Raw genomic sequence first — 23541 nt, 5'->3', positions numbered from 1 at the left:
TTGAAATAATGTCCTTTTAATTTTTAAAAAATGAAATCTACTTTAGCCTTAAAAAGGTCTAAAAACACATTCCTAAATCAAGGATTTCAGCTAATAAAAGCTGTTTTGAGTTATTTTTATTTAAAGTTACAAAAAAAATAGAATAGGAATCAGCATAAACACCGATAAAAAGTACAAATAATCGATTAAATACATCTTTTTTAATTTAAAATATATAATTTCTTACAATTTAAAATTAAACAATAGCAATTAAACATTTACGCATTTTAAATAAAAAAATCTTTAAAACCCTGTAAGTTAATACTGTAGAATTGTTTTAACTCAACAAACAAAAAGCGATAAAATACAATCGAATGTAACCAAATTATTATCGAAAGACTATTCCTTTTTTATGTCTAAATATTTTAAGACTCGAAAAGAAGGTCTGTTTTTTAAGTATTCGAAATTTGATTCATTTGCATAAGCTTCTCTTTCAAAACTAATGTTTCTGTAAGCCAGATTTGCATTTTTATACTGAACCAATCGAACACAATATTCTATCAGATACCAAATAAAAAAGGGAAGTATTAATAATTCTAATTGTTGGCGAAGATGAATTTTCTCGTGATTGACAAAAATTCTATTTCCTTTATCCATTTCATATTTTACAAATACAAAAGGAAATACAGCCAATCCACGATATCCTTTAGGAATTAAATATTTAGCAACAATCAGAAACATTCGCTATAAAATTTATAAATTTGTAATGATAAAAGGGTTCTATTTAATGAAAATCTCAATCGTTTGAGTTGATTTTAATGAATTAGCAATCCAAATAAATTTTACAATAGAATAATCCCAAACATGATTGACCAAAGTAATGAAAATAAATTGATAGAAGGGGAAGATTTCTATTATACACCCGAGGGCTATAAATGCTTTACTGAAAAATACCATTTAAAACGTGGTTATTGCTGTAAAAGTGGCTGTCGCCATTGTCCCTATGGTTTTGATAAAAAAACAGGAACCAATAAAAAGTAACCGCATTTTAGAATCAAAATCAACAAAATAAGAAAACGTCAGTTTTAAAAAACATCAAATAAAATGGATATTTGTTCACAGAAATATAGAATCAAAATTCACAAATCCTACCACAGGTCGGATATTCGTTATCCTTAGTTGTTACATTTTTTTACATAAAGTTTAAGCTTCTTAAATGAATCAACACAAAAAAATTAACGAATCAACAGCTAAAAATGACTTTTCAAGAACAAATACAACAAGGAATTCCATCGGTTTTACCAAAACCAAAACCATACGAAATTGACATCAATCACGCACCAAAGCGCAAAGAAATCCTTTCGGTTGAAGAAAAAAAATTGGCACTTCGCAATGCCTTACGTTATTTTGAACCGCAGCATCACGCTGAATTAATCAAAGAATTTTCAGAAGAACTGGAAACCTATGGTCGTATTTATATGTACCGTTTGCGTCCGGATTATAAAATGTACGCAAGACCTATTGCTGAATATCCAGGAAAATGTGAACAGGCCAAAGCAATTATGCTGATGATTCAAAACAATTTGGATTATGCCGTAGCACAACATCCGCATGAGCTGATTACTTATGGTGGAAATGGGGCCGTTTTTCAAAACTGGGCACAATATCTTTTGACGATGCAATATTTGTCTGAAATGACAGAGGAACAAACGCTGACCATGTATTCCGGTCATCCAATGGGATTGTTCCCTTCCCATAAAGAAGCTCCGCGAGTTGTCGTGACTAACGGAATGGTAATTCCTAATTATTCTAAACCGGACGATTGGGAAAAAATGAATGCATTAGGTGTTTCTCAATACGGGCAAATGACGGCAGGAAGCTACATGTACATTGGTCCACAGGGAATCGTACACGGAACAACTATAACGGTTTTGAACGGTTTTCGTAAAATAAAACGCAGTCCAAAAGGCGGCTTATTCGTCACTTCTGGTTTGGGCGGAATGTCTGGCGCGCAACCAAAGGCCGGAAATATTGCCGGTTGTATCACCGTTTGTGCCGAAGTAAACCCAAAAATAACACACATTCGTCACAGTCAAGGATGGATCAATGAAGTGATAGAAAACGTGGATGAACTCGTAAAAAGAGTCGCTTTGGCGCAAGCCAATAAAGAAGTTGTTTCTATCGGGTATCTTGGAAATGTAGTTGACGTTTGGGAAAAATTTGATAAAGAAAATATCCATATCGATTTAGGATCCGATCAAACTTCCTTGCATAATCCTTGGGCGGGCGGCTATTATCCAGCTGATCTTTCCTTTGAAGAAGCCAATGAAATGATGGCTAATAATCCTGATTTATTTAAAACAAAAGTTCAGGAAACATTACGCAGACATACCACGGCAATTAATAAACACACTGCCAGAGGAACCTATTTCTTTGATTATGGAAATGCTTTTTTACTGGAAGCTTCCCGAGCCGGTGCTGATGTTATGGCAGAGAATCATATTGATTTCAGGTATCCGAGTTACGTACAAGATATTATGGGACCAATGTGTTTTGATTATGGTTTTGGTCCTTTTCGATGGGTTTGTGCTTCGGGAAAACCAGAAGATTTAGCCCAAACAGATTTAATCGCTTGTCAGGTTTTGGAAGAAATGGCAAAAACAGCTCCCGAAGAAATTCAGCAACAAATGCAGGACAATATTCATTGGATAAAAGGCGCACAAGAAAATAAATTAGTCGTAGGTTCCCAAGCAAGAATCTTGTATGCTGATGCTGAAGGTCGTGTTAAAATTGCCGAAGCATTTAATCAGGCTATTGCCAAAGGTGAAATAGGAACTGTCGTTTTAGGCAGGGATCACCATGATGTTTCCGGTACTGATTCTCCATACAGAGAAACTTCAAATATTTATGACGGCTCAAGATTTACAGCTGATATGGCGATACAAAATGTAATTGGAGACAGCTTTCGAGGTGCTACTTGGGTATCCATTCACAATGGCGGTGGCGTAGGCTGGGGCGAGGTAATAAACGGTGGATTTGGTATGGTTCTTGATGGATCTAAAGAAGCTTCAAGACGTTTAGAATCAATGCTTTTCTGGGATGTCAACAATGGAATTTCCAGAAGAAGCTGGGCTAGAAATGATGGAGCATTATTTGCAATAAAAAGAGCGATGGAGACGCAACCTTTATTGAAAGTAACCATCCCTAATATAGTAGCCGACAATTTGTTGGATTTTTAAAAATTTGAACGTAACTTTAGTAAACATATAGTAATCAAATAACTAACCCATGAAAGCAATTAAACTCCTTCCAGTACTCCTACTTTTTGTAGCTGCATCTTGCAGTTCCGTAAGAGTGTATTCCGATTATGATAATAACATAAATTTTAGTCAATATAAAACGTATGCTTTCCATAAAAAAGGCATCGATCGAGTTGAAATTTCAGAATTGGATAAAAAAAGAATCCTTAATGCCATAGACCGAGAATTAAGCAAAAAAGGGATGACCAAAAGTGAAAATCCAGATTTGCTGATTAATATTCTTACCAAAGAAAGAGAACGAATAGACGTAAACCAATACAATGCTGGTTGGGGATATGGATGGGGTTACGGATGGAATCCTTATTTATGGGGAGGTCGAAGCACTTATGTTTCCTCTTCAACCGAAGGAACATTGTATATTGATTTAATTGATGCCAAGAAAAAAGAATTGGTTTGGCAAGGTGAAGGTGTTGGTTATCTAACTGAAAACCGCACTGAAAAAGAAAAACAAATCAATGAATTTGTCGCAAAAATTTTAGAGCAATTTCCTCCTAAAGCAAAATAGTTTACCATTACATTTCAACATAAAAGCCTACCTTTGCGTAGGCTTTTTTTATACCCAATCATGGCACAATTTAACGACATTACCACATTCGAAGATATCAAATTACTGGTTGATACTTTTTATTCTAAAGTTCAAAAAGACGAATTTATTGGACCCATATTCAACGAAAAAATAGGAAATCGCTGGCCAGAACATTTGGAAAAAATGTATCGCTTTTGGCAAACTATTTTGCTCGAAGTTCATTCTTATTCCGGAAGTCCATTTCCACCACACAAACAATTACCGGTTACCAAAGAACATTTTGACCGCTGGATGGAAATTTTCACAGCAACTACCGATAGTTTATTTACAGGTCCATTAGCCGAAGAAGCGAAACTACGTGCTAAAAATATGGCTGAAATGTTCCATTACAAAATTGATTATTTCCGCAATCTTGAAAAAAATCAAACGAACAATTCATAGTTTTTAAAGTGGGTTTTTAATCCAAAAATCAGATCCTTTTTGCAAACAACAACACATTTTTTTATGCGCAAATTATTATTTCTTGTCGTTTTACCCGCTTTTCTTCTTTCTTGTTCCAATTTAAAACAAACCGCTGAAAACAAACCAACTCCAAGTTTAAAACTGGTCAGTTCCATTGAAATACCTTTTGACAAAACGTTTCAGAATACCAAAGTGGGCGGATTGTCCGGAATTGATTATGATGCAAAAAATGATTTGTATTATTTGATATGTGATGACAGATCGATGTTTAACGATTCTAGATTTTATACTGCAAAAATTCGTTTGCTCGAAAATAAAGTAGAAGGCATCGATTTCCAAAGTGTCAGCACTTTAAAAAACGAAACCGGAACAGCGTATGGCGATTGGAACACCACACCAACTACTTCAGCAGATCCCGAAGATATCCGATTCAATCCAAAAACGAATACTTTGATTTGGAGCAGCGAAGGTGCGCGAGTGCTAACTGCCGACAAGGAAGTTTTACAAAATCCTTCACTAAATTTTATGGATTTAAAAGGTGATTTTCTAGGCAATGTTACTTTACCGGAAAATTTAAAAATGAAAAAGCTAGAAAAAGGCCCGAGAAATAATGGAACTTTAGAAGGAATTACATTCGATTTTAATTACAAAAATATTTACACCAATATTGAAGAACCTTTATTTGAAGATGGCGACCAAGCCAATACCAGCAAAGGAGGTTTAATCAGATTGTATCTATTTGATGCCAAAACAAAAAAGAACATTGCTCAATTTGGCTACCAACTGGAACCCATTGCTCGTGAACCCAATCCGAAAGGAGCTTTTGGTGTAAATGGCGTTTCAGCAATTCAGTATTATGGTAAAAACCAATTGCTGGTTGTGGAACGCTCCTACTCGACCGGAACACAAGCCTGCACAATAAAAGTATTTTTATGTGATTTAAAAAAGGCAACTAATGTTAAAAACCACCTTTCCTTACAAAACCAAAAATTGGAATTGGCTTCTAAAAAACTAATCCTAAACATGGATGACTTGGGAATTTTTATTGATAATATCGAAGGACTTACTTTTGGACCAAAACTGACAAATGGTAATCCATCCATCATTTTTATTTCGGATAATAATTTTTCAGATAAACAAAAAACACAGGTTTTGGTGTTTGAGTTGGTGAAGTAGTAAATCCAAAAAAAAGCTGTCAATCCCCAACTCCCCTAGCCCCGATTGCAATGAAAAGCTTTTTGCGAAGGCCGTTTTGGTTTTTCTTGTTGCTGCAGAGCGACCAAAGGAAGCTCCTGCGGGAACCGTAGAAAAACAAACGGGTTTGCAAAAACTTGCAATGAAAAGCGGGAAATAGCTCCTGAAATTCGTACTTTTGCAGTAGAACTACAACGTTTTCGATATGAACTCAACTATAGAAAGCAATCCGTTATTAGACCGATTGCCAAAGCACTTAAAACAATTCATTAAGCCTCAGGATTATAGCGATTATACGCCCATAAATCAAGCGGTTTGGCGTTATGTGATGCGCAAAAATGTAGATTACTTATCAAAAGTGGCGCATAGTTCCTACTTGGAAGGCTTGAAAAAAACGGGAATCGAAATTGACAATATTCCGAGCATGTATGGCATGAACCGTATTTTGACCGAAATAGGTTGGGCTGCAGTGGCCGTGGATGGATTTATTCCGCCGAATGCTTTTATGGAATTTCAGGCGTATAATGTGCTTGTAATTGCTTCTGACATTCGCCAACTCGAACATATAGAATACACGCCCGCGCCGGATATTATTCACGAAGGTGCCGGTCATGCGCCAATTATTGCCAATCCCGAATATGCGGAATACCTGCGTCGTTTTGGGGAAATAGGCTGTAAAGCGATTTCTTCGCATAAAGATTACCAAATGTATGAAGCTATCAGACTGCTTTCAATCTTGAAAGAAGCTGAAGATACACCGCAAGCCGATATTGATGCTGCTGAAAAAGCAGTGGAAGATTTGCAGAATAATATGGGTGAATTATCAGAAATGGCACAAATTAGAAACCTGCATTGGTGGACTGTGGAATATGGTTTGATTGGAACTATCGACAATCCAAAAATTTATGGTGCCGGACTGCTTTCGTCTATTGGAGAAAGTGCGTGGTGCATGACGGATAATGTGAAGAAAATACCTTACGATATATCAGCGGCGAACCAGAGTTTTGATATTACAAAACTGCAGCCGCAACTTTACGTTACTCCAGATTTTGCTTATTTAAGCCTGGTTTTGGAAGAGTTTGCCAATAAAATGGCGTTGCGAACCGGAGGATTATCCGGAATTAATAAACTGATTCATTCCAATGCTTTAGGAACAATTGAATTGAGTACCGGAATTCAGATTTCGGGCGTTTTTACCAATGTTATTGAAGAAGAAGGAAAACCCGTTTATATCCAAACAACCGGAAAAACAGCATTATCATACCGTGAAAAAGAGTTAGTAGGTCATGGAACAATTAAACATGCCGAAGGTTTTGGAAGTCCGATTGGAAAATTAAAAGGTATAAATCTAGCGATTGAAGACATGAGTCCAAGAGATTTAAGTGCTTATTCTATCACTGAAAGTAAAACTGTAACCTTAGAATTTGAAGGTGATATCACCGTAAAAGGGGAAATTATTACCGGATCCAGAAACCTACACGGAGAGATTATTCTAATCAGTTTAAAGAATTGTACCGTGACACACGGAGAAACTATTTTGTTTCAACCAGAATGGGGAATTTACGATATGGCTGTAGGTAAAAAAGTGATTTCAGCATTTTCAGGACCTGCTGATGTGAATAGTTTTGATTTGATTTTGCATGTTCCAACAAGCAAAACCATCAAAGCGAAACACACTGCGGAACGTGATGATTTAGAGGTTTTATATCAAACGATTCGAAACATAAGAGAAACAAAGGATACTGAAGCTTCTTTAGCTCCAATTTTTGATAAATTACACACCAATCATCCAAACGACTGGTTGTTAGCTGTTGAAATCGCAGAGCTTTTGAAGGACCGAAACGAACCTCAATTGCTACAGGAAATAATGGTTTATCTTGATCAATTGAAAGTAAAAAGACCCGAAGTAGCACATTTGATTGCTGGTGGTTTGGACTTGATTTTCGATAAAGAGAAAGCTTAAAAAAGGAACCGGAGATTCGCAAATTATTAAATGGGTTAATCTGCGGTTCTTTTTTAATTATAATTTTATTTTTTGCCCAAAATCTTTCTCGCTTTCGATAACCTTTCCTTCGTATTGCAATTTCCACCCCATGGTATTGGTCAGAATCAATATTTTAGATAATTCGCTTATCAAGCGATTTTGAGCATTTGTTTTCAACGATGATTTTTCTATTTTCTTCGCCAGATTCGCTTTTACCGATTTGTTGATTTTATTGTAATCATCTCCTGTAAATGGGTTTAATTTACTTTGTTCTACATCATAAAACTGAATATCAGGACTTATTTTTATTTCCTCTTTTGGAATACTTACAATTGTTATGGTTTTATTCTTTTCATCGATATCGTATTTCATTTTGTGCAAATCATACGCTACAGTCACATCCGCATTGACGACAACCAAGGCTTTTTTCTCGAAAGAAAGCATGTCCAACAAATATTTTTGCTGATTTTTATAGGTTATCACTTCAGAGAAATGTCCTTCTGTAACAACCAATTTCCCAACGTTCAGAATTTGTTGTTGAATAAGATTCGTATTGTACGTGATATCTTCATCATCGTTTTTCTTAAAATCACAGTATTTGAATAATAAAAATATTCCAACAACAACTCCTATTCCAATAAGTATTCTTCTAAGCATAATTAAAATTTCATGAATGAATATTGATTCTCCAATTTAGTGATTTTTTCTCTGACTTTGGTCTCGAACTTTAAATGACTTTCAGAATCTGGATTAAAAGGCTTGTGGGAAAGACTTTTTTGAATATTTTCTACTTCATCCATCGTCGCAAAAGCATTTTCAGAAATAGTAGTTTCTTGGAATCGCTTCCAAATATAATCGATTGCCACTTGATTGGGATGCAACATATCTTCGGCATAAAAGCGGTAATCCCGAAGTTCATCCATCATGATCTCGTAAGAAGGAAAGTAATTTATAGTCGAAAGTCGAAAGTCAAAAGACTCATGAAGCGCACTAATTATATTGGCTTTGCTCCATTGGTTTTCGACAAAACCATCTTTGATGTGTCGTACCGGTGAAACGGTAAAAATAATAGTGCAATTTGGATTTACAGAATGAATTAATTCTACTGTATTTGCTATACTTTCTTTTATCTCTTCAACAGAAAGTAATTCTTTCTTGAACTGTTTTTGAGGTACTTTATGGCAATTCGCCACAATAGAATCGCTTTCTATATTACGATAAACCCATGAGGTTCCATACGTGATGACGAAATGTGTTGATTCGGTTATTTGTTGATTTGTTGATTTAATTATTGTGTTTAATGATGCTAATAATTCCTCCTTACTAGAATTACTCAAATCTGAATGTACATCAAAACAATGCCACCGTTCATTGTGAAAAAAAATATCGTTTTCTGTAAATTGCTTTCCTGAAACTGCAAAATCAATTAACTTTTCAATCGCTAACGGATGAAACAAAATCCCAATTGGATTACAGCTGTTTTTAAATTTAAAATAGTCCAGTTTCTCCGCCATATTTACCGCAAAACAAGAACCTAAAGACATAATAGTAGCATTATAATCTATTGGATAATCACTTTTAGGAATGGGAATTTGGGTTCTGAATTGCATTGCTATTTTATTTACTACAAATTTGAATAATTTTAGCGAATTAAATGAGGTTTAGTTCTTTTTTCATTGGTATAAAAAACCCTTTCAAAGTTTAAAACTCTGAAAGGGTTTATCAATCCTATAAACTCAAAAATTTATTCATAAAAATATTGAAAAGTTACATCGTGAATATTGTTTCCATTATAGATATAATACTCTTTCATCTCACTTGGATATCCATTAGCATTATACGTATATTGATTAAATTTAGGGAAAGAGCCCGAAATATTAGATTTCAAAACATTATTAAACTTATGTAAATGATATTGTAAAGCTGAGACATTATAAAGAGGTGGAATCTCTTGAAACATAATCTTATTTAAACCTAAAACGCCCTTTTTAGGGTTCGATTTCGTATCGTATTCAAAAGTGCCAAAAAGAAAACTAGCATCCAAAGACTCTGATTTAATAAGATTTTTATTTACATCAAAAGAAAACTTACCCTCCCATACAAACGTTTCTATATTATCTCTTGAATCACTGGAGTACATTTTACAATTAACTGTATTAGTATTTATTTTAGCATATACTACTCTCAATATACCTTTAAACGTGTCAAAATATTGTTCTCTGGTAGAAGAAATTAAATCTTCGTTACTATCGTACAAAAAATCTGTTTTCAGAACAAGTTTATCCTGATTAGCAATAATGTTTTTTACTTTTATACTAGTGATTAAATTACCCGTATAAGTATATTCAGTCTTATAATTATACAAAAAGCCTATGTTCCCAACTACAGAAAGATCTTTTTTTGCTATAACTTCGCTGACAATTTTGTTCCCGTTGTAAACAAAATCAGTCGTGCTCATTTCTTTTCCATCCTTATCTAATTCAATAATTTTTTTGACGAGTATTGATGATGGTGTTACAGGTGTATCACTTTCACTACTACTATCACTTGAACACGATGACACTAGCATCAAAACACTTAAGATTAAAGTTATTTTTTTCATATTATAATTTTTAATAAATTAAACTATAAAAAACAATTTAACACTATTAATTGTATAAAAAAACTCAAATATCTTTTTAATTCGATATTTGAGTTTTGATTTATGTCTGGAAGAATCAGTGAGCATTTCTTACATTAGTAGAAGTATTGTGTTTTTAAATACCCCGTATTTCCATTAGCTAAAATTGCTGTTTCCGAAACCCGTTCTGTTGGATAATTCTCAGAATCGTATTTAAAAGAGCTTTTATAAAAATTAGCTACCGATAATACTTGGTCTCCATTTGTAGTAGTTGCAATTACTGTATTTATTAAACTGTTATTAGACGATATGGTCTCCATATGGTCCAATAAATTTTTATATCCCAAGACATTATACAACGGATTATTTTTAGCATCATAGTCAAAAGTTATACTCTCACTTGAGGTGATTCCTACTGGCATAGTATCTGAAATCCTTTCATTTTTGATCAAATTTTCATTCTCAAAATACAATGTTCCATGAAATTCTTTTACTTGCTGATTGCCTGAAATTCTGAATCTTTCATAAGAAACCGTTTTATCTGTATTATGAATGTAATTTATTCTGTAATTACCTAAAGATTCAACTTCAACTAATTTACCCACAAGGTAACTGTATTCAATGGTCTCCGAAAGCTGATTTGTTTTATTTAGTATTACAGTTTTTGTAATTAAACCATCCGTATACGTGAAATCAGTACGTTTCTGAACGCCATCAATACTAACTATTTCAGTTCCATTATAAGTATATACAGTTGTTTCTGAAGTCCCATTTTCTGAAGTTTCAACAACTTTCTTTAGCAATTTTAGACTATCGTCATTATCATTTGAACACGAATAAAGTGTCAATAAAAAAATTGATAATACCCAAAAAATATTTTTTGTTTTTTTCATTATAATAAATAAATCGATTCACCTTCCTCAAACCTTGGGGTGCTACATCGATCAAACCTAGAGAAATAAAGTAAAAACGACAATATTCATCGTTACAATCCCTATATTTCAGTTAAACTACTATTTTTAAACTTATCTATGCCACAATAAGGAAGACCCCATAAATAGTGTGTCGAACAAAAAAACAAACCCTTTTAGAACATCTGTCCTAAAAGGGTTTTTATTATAAAAAATAAATTTGTTCTACTTTACAAAGTCAATCGCTTTTTCCAAAGCTTGTTGAATTCCTGCGACATTTTTTCCTCCTGCTGTAGCAAAAAACGGTTGTCCGCCACCACCACCTTGGATAAATTTACCCAATTCACGAACAACTTGTCCTGCATTTAGGTTTTTCTCTGCGACTAATTCTTTAGAAACATAACAGGTTAACATTGGTTTTTCTTCGTCGGCTGTAGCCAAAACTAAAAATAAATTATTCCCTAAATTTCCTAATTCATAAGCCAAATCCTTAGCTCCTTCCGGGTTCAAATCGACTTGTTTTGCCAAGAATTGAACGCCGTTTATTTCCTGTATTTCAGCAATTAAACTCGCTTTTAAGTTTTTGACTTTATCTTTTACCAAAGCCTCGATTTGTTTGGACAATTTTGCATTTTCTTCTTGCATCGAATGAACGGCTTTCAAAATATCCTGAGGATTTTTCAAGGCTGTTTTTACTTCATTCAATGTGCTTTCATACGATGCGAAATGTGCTTTTACCGCATCACTTGTAATGGCTTCAATACGACGAATTCCCGCAGCAACCGCTCCTTCAGAAACGATTTTGAAATGCCAGATTTCAGCTGTGTTTTTCACGTGGATTCCACCGCATAATTCCATGCTTTCGCCAAATTTAATCGCACGAACCTCATCACCATATTTCTCTCCAAAAAGCGCCATCGCTCCTTCTTGAACCGCTTGCGCAAAAGGAATATTTCTTCTTTCGATAAGTGGCAATTGTTCTTGGATTCTTGCGTTTACAAAATCTTCTACTTGTTGCAATTCAGTTTCCGTCATTTTAGCAAAATGCGAAAAATCAAAACGCAAATAGTTTGGATTTACTAAAGATCCTTTTTGTTCTACGTGCGTTCCAAGAATACTTCTCAATGCTTGGTGCATCAAGTGCGTAGCCGAGTGATTTCTGGAAGATAAACTTCTCAAATCCTGATTTACTTTGGCCACAAAACCAGCGTTTACATTTTCAGGTAATTTTTTTGCAAAATGCAAAATCAGATTATTTTCCTTTTTAGTGTCGATGATTTCTATGGTTTCATTTGCCGAAACCAACGTTCCTTTATCACCCACTTGACCTCCACCTTCTGGATAGAATGGCGTATTATCTAAAACAATTTGGTATAAAACACCATCTTTTTTACTGTCAACTTTACGGATACGAGTGATTTTCACGTCACTTTCTGATTGATCATACCCTACAAATGTTTCTACATTTCCAGGAATCAACACTGACCAGTCTTCGGTAGAAACTTCTGATGCTGCACGGGAACGATTTTTTTGTTCTTGCATAGCAGCATTAAAACCAGCTTCGTCCAGTTCGAATCCTTTTTCTCTAAGAATCAATGCAGTTAAGTCAATTGGAAATCCGAAAGTATCGTATAATTCAAATGCTTTTGTTCCAGAAACAGTTGAACCTTTAGTTTCGGCAACTACATTTTCTAATAATTGTAATCCTTGGTCTAATGTTCTCAAGAAAGAAGCTTCTTCTTCACGAATCACATTGGTAACCAATTGTTGTTGCGATTTGATTTCCGGGAAAAATTCCCCCATTTGATTCGCCAAAACAGCAACCAATTGATTGATGAAAGGTTCTTTGGTGTTCAAGAACGTAAATCCGTAACGAATTGCACGACGTAAAATTCTACGAATTACGTAACCAGCTCCTGTGTTTGAGGGCAATTGTCCGTCGGCAATAGCAAAAGCTACCGCGCGAACGTGATCAACTACTACACGAATAGCAATATTGGTTTTGTTTTGCTCTTCGCTGATATTTAAAACTTCGTTTGAAGTGTATTTTAATCCTGTAATTTGCTCTACCTTTTCAATAAGTGGCGTAAAAACATCGGTATCATAATTCGAAGTTTTTCCTTGCAATGCCATACACAAACGCTCAAATCCCATTCCGGTATCAACGTGTTTTGCAGGCAGTTTTTCTAAAGAACCATCGGCTTTACGGTTGAACTCCATAAATACATTGTTCCAGATTTCCACAACTTGCGGATGGTCATTGTTTACCAAATTTTTTCCTGAAACTAAAGCTTTTTCTTCTGCAGAACGAATGTCAACGTGAATTTCTGAACATGGACCACACGGACCTTGATCTCCCATTTCCCAGAAGTTGTCTTTCTTGTTTCCAAGAATGATTCGGTCTTCATCGATCAATTCCTTCCAAATGTCCCAAGCTTCCTGATCGAACGGTACGTTTTCATCCGGATTTCCTTCGAAAACGGAAACATATAAGTTTTCTTTTGGAATTTTATACACTTCTGTCAAAAGTTGCCAAGCCCAGTTGATGGCTTCTTTTTTGAAATAATCACCAAAAGACCAGTTCCCCAACATTTCAAACATGGTGTGGTGATACGTATCAAAACCTACATCTTCTAAGTCATTATGTTTTCCTGAAACACGAAGACATTTTTGCGTATCGGCAATTCTGGTGCTTTTTGGAGTTCCGTTCCCCAGAAAATATTCTTTGAACTGCGCCATTCCTGAGTTGTTGAACATCAGTGTTGGATCATCCTTTAGAACTATGGGTGCCGATGGAACGATTAAGTGTCCATTTGATGCAAAAAAATCCAGAAATTGTTTACGTACGTCTTGTGATTTCATTTTTATTGTTTGTTCGGTTATTTGTTAATTTGGTTAATCGGCTGTATCGCATAAACGAATAACCAAATAATCAAATCAACATTTTTTGCCCCAGATAGCAGTGAAAAGCTTCGAGATTTATAAATTTATTTTTTCTTGAGATGGCAGAGCGACTCCCGAAGTCTCGGGATAAGCTCCTGCTGGCTCATTAGAAAAAAAGATTTATAAACGAGAACTTGTAACGAATAGCTGGAATAGGCACATTATTTTATTTATTATTGAAAAAAGGGTGTAACAAATGAAACATTTATTAAATTTGTTCGTCTAACCTTTTACAGTGTGCAAAAATAGGGTATTTTAAAATATGTCGAAAGTAAAATATTATTACGATTCCGAAAATCTAGCCTATAGAAAAATAAAAACACGAAAAAGAAGAAAACTTGGTGTTATTATTCTGTTTTTATTGGCATCGGCATTGTTTGGTTTTTTGAGTTTCATTGTTTTATTGAACACTCCTTATTTTGAAACACCAAAAGACCGTTTGCAAGCGCGTGAAATTGAAAATTTGAGATTGAATTATGCGCTGCTGAACAAAAAAATGGATCAGGTAAATGGCGTTATTGAAGCTATTGAAAATCGAGATAATAATTTGTATCGTGTGTATTTCAACAAATCAGCGATTCCGGATTCTATTCGAAAAGCGGGTTTACCGGGAATAAGCAGGTATAAAACACTAGAAGGTTATGACAATTCCCAGTTGGTAATCAATACCACAAAAAGAATTGATGTCCTTAGCAAGGAATTAGCGATTCAGTCGAAATCATTGGATGCAATTTTGAAATTGGCAGAAGCCAAAAGTGATTTTTTGTCAGCTATTCCTGCCATTCAGCCAGTACGAAATGAAAATTTAAAGCAAATGGCATCTGGTTTTGGATACCGAACGGATCCTTTTACAAAAGCAAGGAAGATGCATGAAGGCATGGATTTTACAGCTAAAACAGGCTCTCCAATTTATGCCACAGGCGACGGAGTTGTAGCAAAAGCGGACAATACTGCCTCAGGATATGGAAATCATATTGTTATTCGGCATGGATTTGGATACGAAACTTTATACGCGCATCTGAGCAAATATAAAGCGAGAGCAGGACAACGTGTAAAACGAGGCGACATTATAGGTTATGTAGGAAGCACGGGAAGATCCGAAGGACCGCACTTGCATTATGAGGTTCACAAGGATAAAAAAGTGGTGAATCCGCTTAATTTTTATTACGGAAATATTTCGGCTGTAGAATATGTTGTGATTGCACAATTAGCAAATCAAGAGAATCAATCATTAGATTAATGCTCCTGAAAAGTAATCAGGTGTAGGAGAAAAAAGTCTACAGGTTGCAGAATTAAAAGTCAAATAAAAGAAACATGCATATTGAGCTTTCTAAAGATAAAAGATATTACAGCATTGGCGAAGTAGCCAAAGCATTTGACGTGAATGCATCGCTGATTCGTTTTTGGGACAATGAATTTGATATTCTGAAACCAAAAAAGAATGCGAAAGGCAATCGAATGTTTACTCCGGAGGATATCACTAATTTACAACTGATCTATCATTTGGTCAAAGAAAGAGGTTTTACGCTGGAAGGTGCCAAAACCCATTTGAAAGAAGGACAGAAAAAAACGTTGGATAAATTTGATATCATTCGAAAATTAGAAACGATACGCACACAATTAACAAATATAAAAAACGAATTGTAGCCATTTAAGACTACTTATCGATTGGAATTTTTAAACAATTAAACAATAAACTTAAATTAAATAAACATGAAAAGATTTTTGCCTTGGATTATCGGAGCAGTTGTAATTTTTGTAATTTACAGCTGGGTTAAAGGAATTAATAATACCGCAGTAACTTTAAACCAAAATGTAGAACAATCTTGGGGTGATGTGCAAACAGCGTATCAAAGGAGAAATGACCTTATTGGAAATTTAGTAAATACTGTAAAAGGTGCCGCTGATTTTGAAAAAAGCACGTTGACAGCAGTTATCGAAGCGCGTTCTAAAGCTACTTCTGTAAAAATTGACCCAGCAAATATTACTCCGGAACAATTAGCTGAATTCAACAAAGCACAAAGCGGTGTGAGCAGTTCGTTGTCTCGATTATTAGTAACTGTTGAAGCATATCCTGAATTGAAAGCCAACCAAAATTTCTTAAAATTACAAGACGAATTGGCCAGTACAGAAAATCAAATTCTAACAGCGAGAACGCGTTTCAACGAAGCTGTTAAACCATACAACTCTCATATTAAAACATTCCCAAATAGCTTATTCGCAGGATTGTTTGGATTCAAAGAGAAAGCATACTTTAATGCAGTTGAAGGTGCTGATAAACCAGTTGAAGTAAAATTCTAAAGTTAGATTATTTAGACTTCTAGATTTTTAGAAGTCTAAATAAATCAAATTTAAATTCAAGAAACAACCTTTAAAATATTTCAATGTCAAAAGTAGAAGATTTTTTAACCAAAGAAGAAGAACAAGAAATTGTTGAAGCTATTCGTATGGCTGAAAAAAATACTTCTGGCGAGATTAGAGTTCACATAGAAAAAACAACTTCCTTGGATGCGTATGATCGCGCCTTGGAAGTTTTTCATGAACTGAAAATGGATGAAACTGAGCTCCAAAATGGCGTTTTGATTTACTTAGCGGTAGAAGACAGACATTTTGTAATTTGTGGTGACAAAGGTATTAATGATGTCGTACAAGATGATTTTTGGAATTGTACCCGCGATATTATGGTGGCTGAGTTCAAAAAAGGGGATTTCAAGCAAGGTCTTGTTGATGGAATTGCCAGAGCAGGCGAACAATTGCAAAAATATTTCCCTTGGCAAGAAGGCGATACAAATGAATTATCAAACGAAATATCTAGAGGATAATGCTATTACAAAAAAAGAGTACCCTAATTTTCCTAAAGCTGTTTGTATGTTTGCTATTCACACAAATTGGCTTTGCGCAATTTACCATTCCTGAAAAACCAACTTTACAAACTTCTGTTTATGATTATGCTAATGTTCTAAGCGCAACAGAAAAAGCACAATTAGAAGAAAAACTAATTAAATATTCAGATTCTACTACTACTCAAATTGTAGTGATTACCATAGAAAGCCTCAAAGGAGAAGATATTGGTATCCTTACTCCAAAATGGGGACATGCTTGGGGAATTGGTGGAACTGCAAAAAACGATAATGGTGTACTTATTTTATTGGCAAAAGCCGAAAGAAAAATATGGATTTCACCAGGATATGGTCTTGAAGATCGATTGACTGCCGGTATTGGTGGAGAAATTACACGAAACATTATTATTCCAGAATTTAAAGCGGGAAGTTATTACAAAGGACTTGATAAAGGAACGGATGCTTTATTTGATGTTTTCAAAGGAAAATACAAAGGAGAGCGAGTAAAAAAAACAACCAAAGATAAAGGATTCCCCATTTTACCCTTAATCGTTATTGTCATCATTATACTGGTATTGATATCCCGAAACAAAGGTGGTGGCGGAAATTCCGGTAACAGAGGCGGCGGTATTGGCCCAAGTTTATTGGATGTCATTATTCTAAGCAGTCTTGGAAGAAACAGTGGCGGAGGTGGTTTCGGTGGAGGTTCATCTGGTGGTGGATTTGGCGGAGGCGGTTTCGGCGGAGGATTTGGTGGCGGAGGTTTCTCTGGCGGTGGATCTGGCGGAGATTGGTAATATTCATTCCCTATCTTTAAAAAATAATTACATCCGAAATTCAAAAAAACATAAATCAATTACAGTAAAATGCTTTCACATAAAGCCAAATACGCGCTAAAAGCCCTCTTATATTTAGCGCAACAAGAAGAAACCCATGTTTCTCGAACTATCGAAATTGCTGAGGCAGCCTCTATTCCAAAAAAGTTTTTGGAACAGATTTTATTGGATTTAAAACGCGGACATTTCGTAGGAAGTAAACAAGGTAAATTTGGCGGTTATTATCTTCTAAAATCTAAAAACGACATTACTTTAGCCGATATTCATAGGCTTTTTGATGGTGCAATTGCTTTACTTCCTTGTGCATCATTAAATTTTTATGAACGCTGTTCTGATTGCATCGATGAATCGGAATGCCTATTACGACACGGATTGATTACCATTAGAGAAGAAACTTTAAAGGCAATGGAAGGCATCACTATTGCTTCATTAGTAAAAAAATAAAAAAATATTTTTTAAACTCTACTAATTTTATAGAATTAATCATATATTTGCCCCAGATTTAATACATAATTAACAATCCAAATTTAAACGTATGAAAACGTACCAAAGTAAGTTTGCTTTATTGAATAAGCAACCCGGAAAAAATCAACTAATTGTAATTGAAAAAAAGAGCTCTCAAATGATGTGTATGTGTTAGTTTAAAAAAATTTAAATTAAATTCTACTAATTACATATACTTAATATAAATGAAAAATTCTATAAAAAATATACTTACTCTATTATCCGTTTTAACTTTCTCAATATCATTTGCACAAAACATTGAAGGTTTAGTTACAACAAACCAAAACATTCCGTTAGAAGCAACAAATATTGTTATAAAAGGAACAACTTCTAACACAATTTCTGATTCTAGCGGAAAATTTATAATAGACACAAAAGGAAAACTCCCTTTAACTCTTTTAGTTCAAAATGTAGGATACAAAACTGCAGAAATAGAAATTACTTCTTTAGCAATACCTTCATTGCAAATAACGCTTATTGAAGAAAATGCTTTGGTAGAGGTGGTAGTTTCCTCAAGACGCCGAATAGAAAAAGTACAAGATGTGCCAATCGCAATATCAGTAATAACAGGAAAACAAGCAGAACAAACCGGAGCTTTTAACGTTAATCGTATAAAAGAACTTGTTCCATCAGTTCAATTATATTCTTCAAACCCAAGAAATACAGGTATTAATATTCGAAGTCTAGGCTCTCCTTTTGGACTTACAAATGATGGAATTGATCCAGGTGTTGGTTTCTATGTTGATGGTGTTTATTATGCCCGTCCAGCGGCAACCACTCTAGATTTTATCGATATCGAACAAATTGAGGTATTGCGAGGCCCACAAGGATCATTATTTGGTAAAAACACAACTTCAGGAGCCTTTAACATCACTACTCGCAAACCGAGTTTTACTTCAGGTGCTGACTTTGAAGTGAGCTATGGAAATTATGCATTCCTACAAGCCAAAGCATCTGTTACAGGAGCATTAGCTAAAAAAATTGCAGGTCGTATCTCTTTTTCCGGTACGCAACGTGATGGCCTAATTGATAATGTCGCAACAGGAAGACCTACAAATTCCCTCAATAATCAAGGAATAAGAGGACAATTACTTTATACACCTTCTGAAAGAACCAATATTATAATAGCTGCAGATATTACCACGCAACGTCCAGATGGATATGCTCAGGTAGTTGCTGGTGTAGCACCCACACAAAGAGCAGCTTACCGTCAATTTGATGCCATTATTGCTGATTTGAATTACCAGCTTCCGAGTTTGAATGCGTTTGATCGTAAAATTGACCACGATACTCCATGGCGTTCCGGACAAGATATGGGAGGTATATCTCTTAATGTTGATACAAAAATTGGAAACGGAACACTTACGGCAACTACCGCTTGGCGTTTTTGGAATTGGGATCCATCAAACGATAGGGATTTTACAGGATTACAAGTGTTAGCAAAATCGCAAAACCCAACCAGACAAACACAAATAACACAAGAAGTACGTTATGCAGGTCAGCTTACCTCTAAATTAAGTGGTGTTGTAGGTGTCTTTTTTATTGACCAGACATCACAAACAGATGGTACAGAAGAATCCGGTAATGCACAATGGAGATTTGCACAAAGTACCACCAGTAATTTATGGAAAACACCAAATCTATTTGAAGGTTACGGTATCAAAACCGATGCCCGTATTAGAGCTTCCAGTGCAGCAGTATTTGGTCAATTGGACTGGGCTATAACAGAACGTTTACACGTATTACCGGGTTTACGCCATAATTTTGACAAAAAAGATGCTGATTATAACCGTACAACATACGGAGGGCTTCAAACGAGTGACCCAGCTTTAATTGCTTTGAAAAAATTAGTTTATACAGATCAATCATTTTCATCTAACACTGATAACACTGACTTTTCTGGAAACATAACCGTTTCTTTTAAAGCTACTGACAAGATTAATGCGTATGCAACCTTTGCAAAAAGCTACAAACCTGTTGGAGTAAACGTAGCTGGATTACCTACGCTTGCCGGACAGCCAATTCTTGAACTTGCCGTAATTAAACCTGAAGAAGTAAATCATTATGAAATTGGAGTAAAAACATCACCGTTTAAAAACTCAATATTCAATTTAACCTTCTTTAATACTGATATCAAAGATTTTCAAACCAATGTACAGGCAGCAGAATTAGGTGTAAACCGTGGCTATCTTGCCAATGCAGATAAAGTACAGGTAAAAGGGGTAGAACTGGATGCGAGTTTTGTAATCAGCAAACATTTAACCATCAATGGAGCAGCAACCTATACAGACGGTAAATATGTTAAATTTACAAATGCACCTCTTCCATTAGAAGAAACAGGAGCGGCAGTATCCTTTAAAGATGTTTCCGGAACTACTTTACCGGGTGCTTCGAAATGGGCAGGATCTTTAGGAGGAGAACTTTCAGATAAAGCAAAATTCTTTGGAAATGCAGGAAAAATATTCCTTGGAATTGATTCTTATGCACGTTCTGAATTCTCTTCAAGTCCTTCTGCTTCAAAATATTTAGTAGTTCAGGGTTATGCCCTATTTAATGCTCGTTTAGGTTTCCGTGCAACAGATGGTTTGTCTGTACAATTCTGGGGACGTAACCTTTTAGATAAAGATTATTACGAACAACTATTGCCTGCCGGTGGGAATTCAGGACAATATGCAGGTGTATTAGGCGATCAAAGAACGTATGGAGTTACATTGAAATATTCATTATAGTAGTTCCAAACTTTTAAATTATAAATACAAAAATACCGCAATTCGTTTTATAACGACTGCGGTGTTTTTAATTCAAACTAAAGTTTAAATAGATTTAAAACTAACTTCCGATTTGGAAATCAGAGACCAACTTCCATGACTCTATAATTCCAATTTAGAATCGCATTTAACATCCTGAACCATTTAATTAAAATATATGTCTCAGCCAGAAATAACAACTCCAAATTATACTTTACTGGATTTAATAAAATATTTTCTTAAACTGGGGACAACTGGTTTTGGAGGTCCAGTCGCTTTGGTCAGTTATATGCAAAATGATTTAGTTGAAACTCGAAAATGGATTAGCGAATCTGATTTTAAAGAAGGACTGGCTCTTTCTCAATTAGCTCCCGGTCCCTTGGCTGCTCAATTAGGCATTTATATTGGATATGTTCACTATGGTATTTTGGGCGCAACTGTTTCAGGATTTGCATTTGTTCTTCCCTCCTTCATCATGGTTATATTGATAGGAATAGCTTATCAAGCCTATGGAAGTTTACCTTGGATGCAAGCCATATTTTACGGAGTAAGTGCTGCCGTAATTGGAATCATCGTAATGAGTTCCTACAAACTTACCATCAAATCGATTAGTAAATTTGAAATTTCAGGGATTAAAAAAAACTGGCTACTTTGGTTTTTTTATATCAGTTGTGCTATACTAACGGCTGTAACTCAAAAAGAAGAGGTGCTCTTATTCATCGCTTTAGGTTTTTTATACATGGTTGTCAAAGCTCCGCCGGAATGGATCAAACGACCTAAAACAACTTCTTATTTTTTAATAGGTTCTGCTGGATTCTCTACTATAGAACTTGGAAAATTAGGTGATTTGGCCTGGTTCTTTACAAAAGCCGGAGCATTTGTTTTTGGAAGCGGGCTGGCAATTGTTCCATTTTTACATAGTGGAGTTGTCAATGAATATGGATGGTTAACGGAGAATCAATTTGTTGATGCCGTAGCCGTAGCTATGATCACTCCTGGACCAGTTGTCATTACAGTTGGTTTTATTGGCTTTTTGGTTGCCGGCTATAAAGGAGCTGTTGTTGCTGCGTTAGCGACTTTCCTGCCTTGTTATCTTTTTACTGTGATTCCTGCTCCTTATTTCAAAAAAATTGCCAAAAACCAAAGCATCAGAGCCTTTGTAGATGGAATTACCGCTGCGGTGATAGGAGCTTTAGTAGGAGCGGTAATTGTCATTGCCTCTCGTTCAATTATAGATTTTCCCACAATACTGATTGCTATAGGAGCAATATTAACTCTCATTTACACTAAAAAAATACAAGAACCACATATTATTGGTATTGCTGCACTCTTAGGTGTTTTACTGAAACTAATAGACACATAGTTCTAAATAAACGATGTAAATTTTGACAAATTAAAATATTTAATTGAAGTCCTTTTAAAAAAAAAATACAACCCATAGAATTAATAGAGTTTTTGTAAATTTGCCAAAATTGAAATAAAACTCCGTGAAAACCATTAGAATCATTTTCTTTTTATTTGTAACAGTTCTCTGTCAAGCGCAAACAGAGAAAAACATAGATCATCAAAGCATTCTTTGGACACGATACAACAATCAATTGGTATTAAATGAAAAATGGTCTTTGCATACCGAGTTTGACAATAGAGTCTTTTTAAAACCAGTAAAAGAGAATTTATATGTCATACGAATTCAAGGCCGCTATAAAATCAACGAACATTTAGAAGCAGGAATTGGCTTTGCCCATTTCTCTGTTGCTACACAAGAACCTGAAGTTTCCTATGATTTTAAAATACCGGAATACAGAGGACAACAAGATCTTACTTGGAAGCTAAACGTTAATAAAGTAACATTGCTGCAACGATTTCAAGCAGAAGAACGATTCATTCATAATGCCAATAAAGAATCATTGTTACCCGGCTCTACATTTACATGGAGATTCAGATACAGACTTCAAGCCGATTACATTTTTTGGAAAAAAGAGAATCAATTTTTAAAAACTATTCTTTCAGATGAAATAATGTTCAATGCGGGAAAAACTATTATTAAAAACACTTTTGATCAAAATAGGATTTATGCTGCGCTACAATATGGCATAAACAAAAACATTGCATTAGAGTTGGGTTATCTAAACAGTTTTCAACGCCGAACCAATGGAATTGATTATTTCAATAGAGATATTATCCGATTCAGTATTTTTCATAAAATAAAACTCCAAAAAAAGGTTTAGAATAGTATTTATGACCTTTCACTACCATGAATAATCAATGATTTATTTTAATTTTAAACATTGATTACCAATACATTAACTAAATATTTTGAATTTCCGGCGTAACTTTAATAAAAAGATATAGCCATGAAAAATTTTGCAATTAAACTCGTTTGGTTTACTACCATTTATGTTTTTGTATTTGCCGGTTTATGTCAAACTAACGTAGCTTTGCCGGTAATAATGACCTTATATTGCGTTGGCATACCATTAATCTTGTTTATGGTTTATACCGTACTACATGATGATTATACAACCACAAAAACATTTAAAGATTGGTACGGTGATCATCCAATGGAAACTTTGGAAGAAGATGAAAATTAGGAATATTATAATTTTATTAAATAACAAAAATCCCGATTGCTCGGGATTTTTTATTCTTATCAATTTCTGATTTAAATTTTCATT

Annotated in this window: 22 protein-coding genes; 16 read left to right on the top strand and 6 right to left on the bottom strand. The window is 34.7% G+C overall.

The features are described from left to right. Window positions 1–378: 378 nt before the first annotated feature. Window positions 379–720 carry a hypothetical protein gene (locus Q1W72_RS11810; protein ID WP_302135435.1) on the bottom strand — a complete coding sequence of 114 codons (342 nt, stop codon included), beginning with the start codon at window positions 718–720 and terminating at the stop codon, window positions 379–381. 123 nt (window positions 721–843) lie between these two features. Here Q1W72_RS11810 and Q1W72_RS11805 point away from each other — a divergent pair, with 123 nt between their 5' ends. From Q1W72_RS11805 to Q1W72_RS11780, 6 genes are all read left to right on the top strand, one after another. After that, window positions 844–1020, top strand: a complete 177-nt coding sequence (locus tag Q1W72_RS11805; protein WP_158589746.1) for a DUF5522 domain-containing protein — start codon at window positions 844–846, stop codon at window positions 1018–1020. 215 nt (window positions 1021–1235) lie between these two features. Further along, window positions 1236–3218, top strand: a complete 1983-nt coding sequence (locus Q1W72_RS11800; protein ID WP_302135432.1) for a urocanate hydratase — start codon at window positions 1236–1238, stop codon at window positions 3216–3218. A gap of 49 nt (window positions 3219–3267) precedes the next feature. After that, entirely contained in the window at window positions 3268–3804 is a 537-nt protein-coding gene (locus tag Q1W72_RS11795) for a DUF4136 domain-containing protein (protein WP_121342739.1), read from the top strand. A 60-nt stretch (window positions 3805–3864) separates the two neighbouring features. Then, window positions 3865–4266 (top strand): group III truncated hemoglobin, encoded by a 402-nt coding sequence (locus Q1W72_RS11790; RefSeq protein ID WP_302135430.1) that lies wholly within the window; start codon window positions 3865–3867, stop codon window positions 4264–4266. Window positions 4267–4329: 63 nt separating this feature from the next. Continuing rightward, window positions 4330–5463: an esterase-like activity of phytase family protein gene (locus tag Q1W72_RS11785; protein ID WP_302135429.1), complete on the top strand. Its 1134-nt coding sequence runs from the start codon at window positions 4330–4332 to the stop codon at window positions 5461–5463. A gap of 223 nt (window positions 5464–5686) precedes the next feature. Next, the gene (locus Q1W72_RS11780; RefSeq protein ID WP_302135428.1) at window positions 5687–7444 is read left to right on the top strand and encodes an aromatic amino acid hydroxylase; all 1758 of its coding nucleotides are present in this window, start codon (window positions 5687–5689) and stop codon (window positions 7442–7444) included. 57 nt (window positions 7445–7501) lie between these two features. On the opposite strand, the gene Q1W72_RS11775 is transcribed toward Q1W72_RS11780, so the two are convergent. The 5 genes from Q1W72_RS11775 to alaS form a co-directional block, all read right to left on the bottom strand. After that, complete coding sequence (locus Q1W72_RS11775; protein WP_302135426.1) at window positions 7502–8122, bottom strand: DUF4230 domain-containing protein; 621 nt, start codon at window positions 8120–8122, stop codon at window positions 7502–7504. A 2-nt stretch (window positions 8123–8124) separates the two neighbouring features. Further along, entirely contained in the window at window positions 8125–9075 is a 951-nt protein-coding gene (locus Q1W72_RS11770) for a GSCFA domain-containing protein (protein WP_302135425.1), read from the bottom strand. Between the two features lie 134 nt (window positions 9076–9209). Further along, entirely contained in the window at window positions 9210–10067 is an 858-nt protein-coding gene (locus tag Q1W72_RS11765) for a hypothetical protein (RefSeq protein WP_302135423.1), read from the bottom strand. A 134-nt stretch (window positions 10068–10201) separates the two neighbouring features. Next, complete coding sequence (locus tag Q1W72_RS11760; RefSeq protein WP_302135421.1) at window positions 10202–10978, bottom strand: hypothetical protein; 777 nt, start codon at window positions 10976–10978, stop codon at window positions 10202–10204. A gap of 243 nt (window positions 10979–11221) precedes the next feature. Then, window positions 11222–13858 (bottom strand): alanine--tRNA ligase, encoded by a 2637-nt coding sequence (gene alaS / locus Q1W72_RS11755; protein WP_302135419.1) that lies wholly within the window; start codon window positions 13856–13858, stop codon window positions 11222–11224. A gap of 343 nt (window positions 13859–14201) precedes the next feature. Between alaS and Q1W72_RS11750 the strand changes: the two genes are divergently transcribed. The 10 genes from Q1W72_RS11750 to Q1W72_RS11705 all read left to right on the top strand — a co-directional run bounded on the left by Q1W72_RS11750 (window position 14202) and on the right by Q1W72_RS11705 (window position 23457). Then, window positions 14202–15179, top strand: coding sequence for a M23 family metallopeptidase (locus Q1W72_RS11750; RefSeq protein WP_099714492.1), 978 nt, complete (start codon window positions 14202–14204; stop codon window positions 15177–15179). Between the two features lie 74 nt (window positions 15180–15253). Next, window positions 15254–15586, top strand: a complete 333-nt coding sequence (locus tag Q1W72_RS11745; RefSeq protein WP_099714491.1) for a MerR family transcriptional regulator — start codon at window positions 15254–15256, stop codon at window positions 15584–15586. 66 nt (window positions 15587–15652) lie between these two features. After that, window positions 15653–16240 carry a LemA family protein gene (locus tag Q1W72_RS11740; protein ID WP_099714490.1) on the top strand — a complete coding sequence of 196 codons (588 nt, stop codon included), beginning with the start codon at window positions 15653–15655 and terminating at the stop codon, window positions 16238–16240. A gap of 83 nt (window positions 16241–16323) precedes the next feature. Further along, the gene (locus Q1W72_RS11735) at window positions 16324–16761 is read left to right on the top strand and encodes a TPM domain-containing protein (protein ID WP_099714489.1); all 438 of its coding nucleotides are present in this window, start codon (window positions 16324–16326) and stop codon (window positions 16759–16761) included. Beyond that, on the top strand, window positions 16761–17576 hold the full coding sequence (locus Q1W72_RS11730) for a YgcG family protein (protein ID WP_302135416.1): 816 nt from the start codon (window positions 16761–16763) through the stop codon (window positions 17574–17576). The genes Q1W72_RS11735 and Q1W72_RS11730 overlap by 1 nt, the downstream gene beginning before the upstream one ends. 69 nt (window positions 17577–17645) lie before the next feature. Beyond that, on the top strand, window positions 17646–18059 hold the full coding sequence (locus Q1W72_RS11725; RefSeq protein ID WP_282714718.1) for an Rrf2 family transcriptional regulator: 414 nt from the start codon (window positions 17646–17648) through the stop codon (window positions 18057–18059). Between the two features lie 245 nt (window positions 18060–18304). Beyond that, a complete protein-coding gene (locus Q1W72_RS11720; protein ID WP_302135413.1) occupies window positions 18305–20848 on the top strand; it encodes a TonB-dependent receptor in 2544 nt (847 codons plus the stop codon). Between the two features lie 196 nt (window positions 20849–21044). Beyond that, window positions 21045–22229, top strand: a complete 1185-nt coding sequence (locus Q1W72_RS11715) for a chromate transporter (RefSeq protein ID WP_302135412.1) — start codon at window positions 21045–21047, stop codon at window positions 22227–22229. 124 nt (window positions 22230–22353) lie between these two features. After that, window positions 22354–23094, top strand: a complete 741-nt coding sequence (locus Q1W72_RS11710; protein WP_302135411.1) for a DUF2490 domain-containing protein — start codon at window positions 22354–22356, stop codon at window positions 23092–23094. Window positions 23095–23220: 126 nt separating this feature from the next. Continuing rightward, window positions 23221–23457: a hypothetical protein gene (locus tag Q1W72_RS11705; RefSeq protein ID WP_121342751.1), complete on the top strand. Its 237-nt coding sequence runs from the start codon at window positions 23221–23223 to the stop codon at window positions 23455–23457. Window positions 23458–23541: the final 84 nt, after the last annotated feature.

This window comes from Flavobacterium sp. ZE23DGlu08 (genome assembly GCF_030505335.1).
GTDB classification, from domain to species: domain Bacteria; phylum Bacteroidota; class Bacteroidia; order Flavobacteriales; family Flavobacteriaceae; genus Flavobacterium; species Flavobacterium algoritolerans.
This window is presented reverse-complemented; position numbering and strand designations above follow the sequence as displayed.

Bases quoted from the DNA above. Each gene is read 5' to 3' on its own strand.
- Q1W72_RS11705 (WP_121342751.1), top strand. From the start codon at position 23,221: ATGAAAAATTTTGCAATTAAACTCGTTTGGTTTACTACCATTTATGTT.
- alaS (WP_302135419.1), bottom strand. From the start codon at position 13,858: ATGAAATCACAAGACGTACGTAAACAATTTCTGGATTTTTTTGCATCA.
- Q1W72_RS11790 (WP_302135430.1), top strand. From the start codon at position 3,865: ATGGCACAATTTAACGACATTACCACATTCGAAGATATCAAATTACTG.
- Q1W72_RS11720 (WP_302135413.1), top strand. From the start codon at position 18,305: ATGAAAAATTCTATAAAAAATATACTTACTCTATTATCCGTTTTAACT.
- Q1W72_RS11780 (WP_302135428.1), top strand. From the start codon at position 5,687: ATGAACTCAACTATAGAAAGCAATCCGTTATTAGACCGATTGCCAAAG.
- Q1W72_RS11810 (WP_302135435.1), bottom strand. From the start codon at position 720: ATGTTTCTGATTGTTGCTAAATATTTAATTCCTAAAGGATATCGTGGA.
- Q1W72_RS11775 (WP_302135426.1), bottom strand. From the start codon at position 8,122: ATGCTTAGAAGAATACTTATTGGAATAGGAGTTGTTGTTGGAATATTT.
- Q1W72_RS11795 (WP_121342739.1), top strand. From the start codon at position 3,268: ATGAAAGCAATTAAACTCCTTCCAGTACTCCTACTTTTTGTAGCTGCA.
- Q1W72_RS11745 (WP_099714491.1), top strand. From the start codon at position 15,254: ATGCATATTGAGCTTTCTAAAGATAAAAGATATTACAGCATTGGCGAA.
- Q1W72_RS11770 (WP_302135425.1), bottom strand. From the start codon at position 9,075: ATGCAATTCAGAACCCAAATTCCCATTCCTAAAAGTGATTATCCAATA.
- Q1W72_RS11740 (WP_099714490.1), top strand. From the start codon at position 15,653: ATGAAAAGATTTTTGCCTTGGATTATCGGAGCAGTTGTAATTTTTGTA.
- Q1W72_RS11750 (WP_099714492.1), top strand. From the start codon at position 14,202: ATGTCGAAAGTAAAATATTATTACGATTCCGAAAATCTAGCCTATAGA.
- Q1W72_RS11785 (WP_302135429.1), top strand. From the start codon at position 4,330: ATGCGCAAATTATTATTTCTTGTCGTTTTACCCGCTTTTCTTCTTTCT.
- Q1W72_RS11735 (WP_099714489.1), top strand. From the start codon at position 16,324: ATGTCAAAAGTAGAAGATTTTTTAACCAAAGAAGAAGAACAAGAAATT.
- Q1W72_RS11715 (WP_302135412.1), top strand. From the start codon at position 21,045: ATGTCTCAGCCAGAAATAACAACTCCAAATTATACTTTACTGGATTTA.
- Q1W72_RS11760 (WP_302135421.1), bottom strand. From the start codon at position 10,978: ATGAAAAAAACAAAAAATATTTTTTGGGTATTATCAATTTTTTTATTG.
- Q1W72_RS11725 (WP_282714718.1), top strand. From the start codon at position 17,646: ATGCTTTCACATAAAGCCAAATACGCGCTAAAAGCCCTCTTATATTTA.
- Q1W72_RS11800 (WP_302135432.1), top strand. From the start codon at position 1,236: ATGACTTTTCAAGAACAAATACAACAAGGAATTCCATCGGTTTTACCA.
- Q1W72_RS11730 (WP_302135416.1), top strand. From the start codon at position 16,761: ATGCTATTACAAAAAAAGAGTACCCTAATTTTCCTAAAGCTGTTTGTA.
- Q1W72_RS11805 (WP_158589746.1), top strand. From the start codon at position 844: ATGATTGACCAAAGTAATGAAAATAAATTGATAGAAGGGGAAGATTTC.
- Q1W72_RS11765 (WP_302135423.1), bottom strand. From the start codon at position 10,067: ATGAAAAAAATAACTTTAATCTTAAGTGTTTTGATGCTAGTGTCATCG.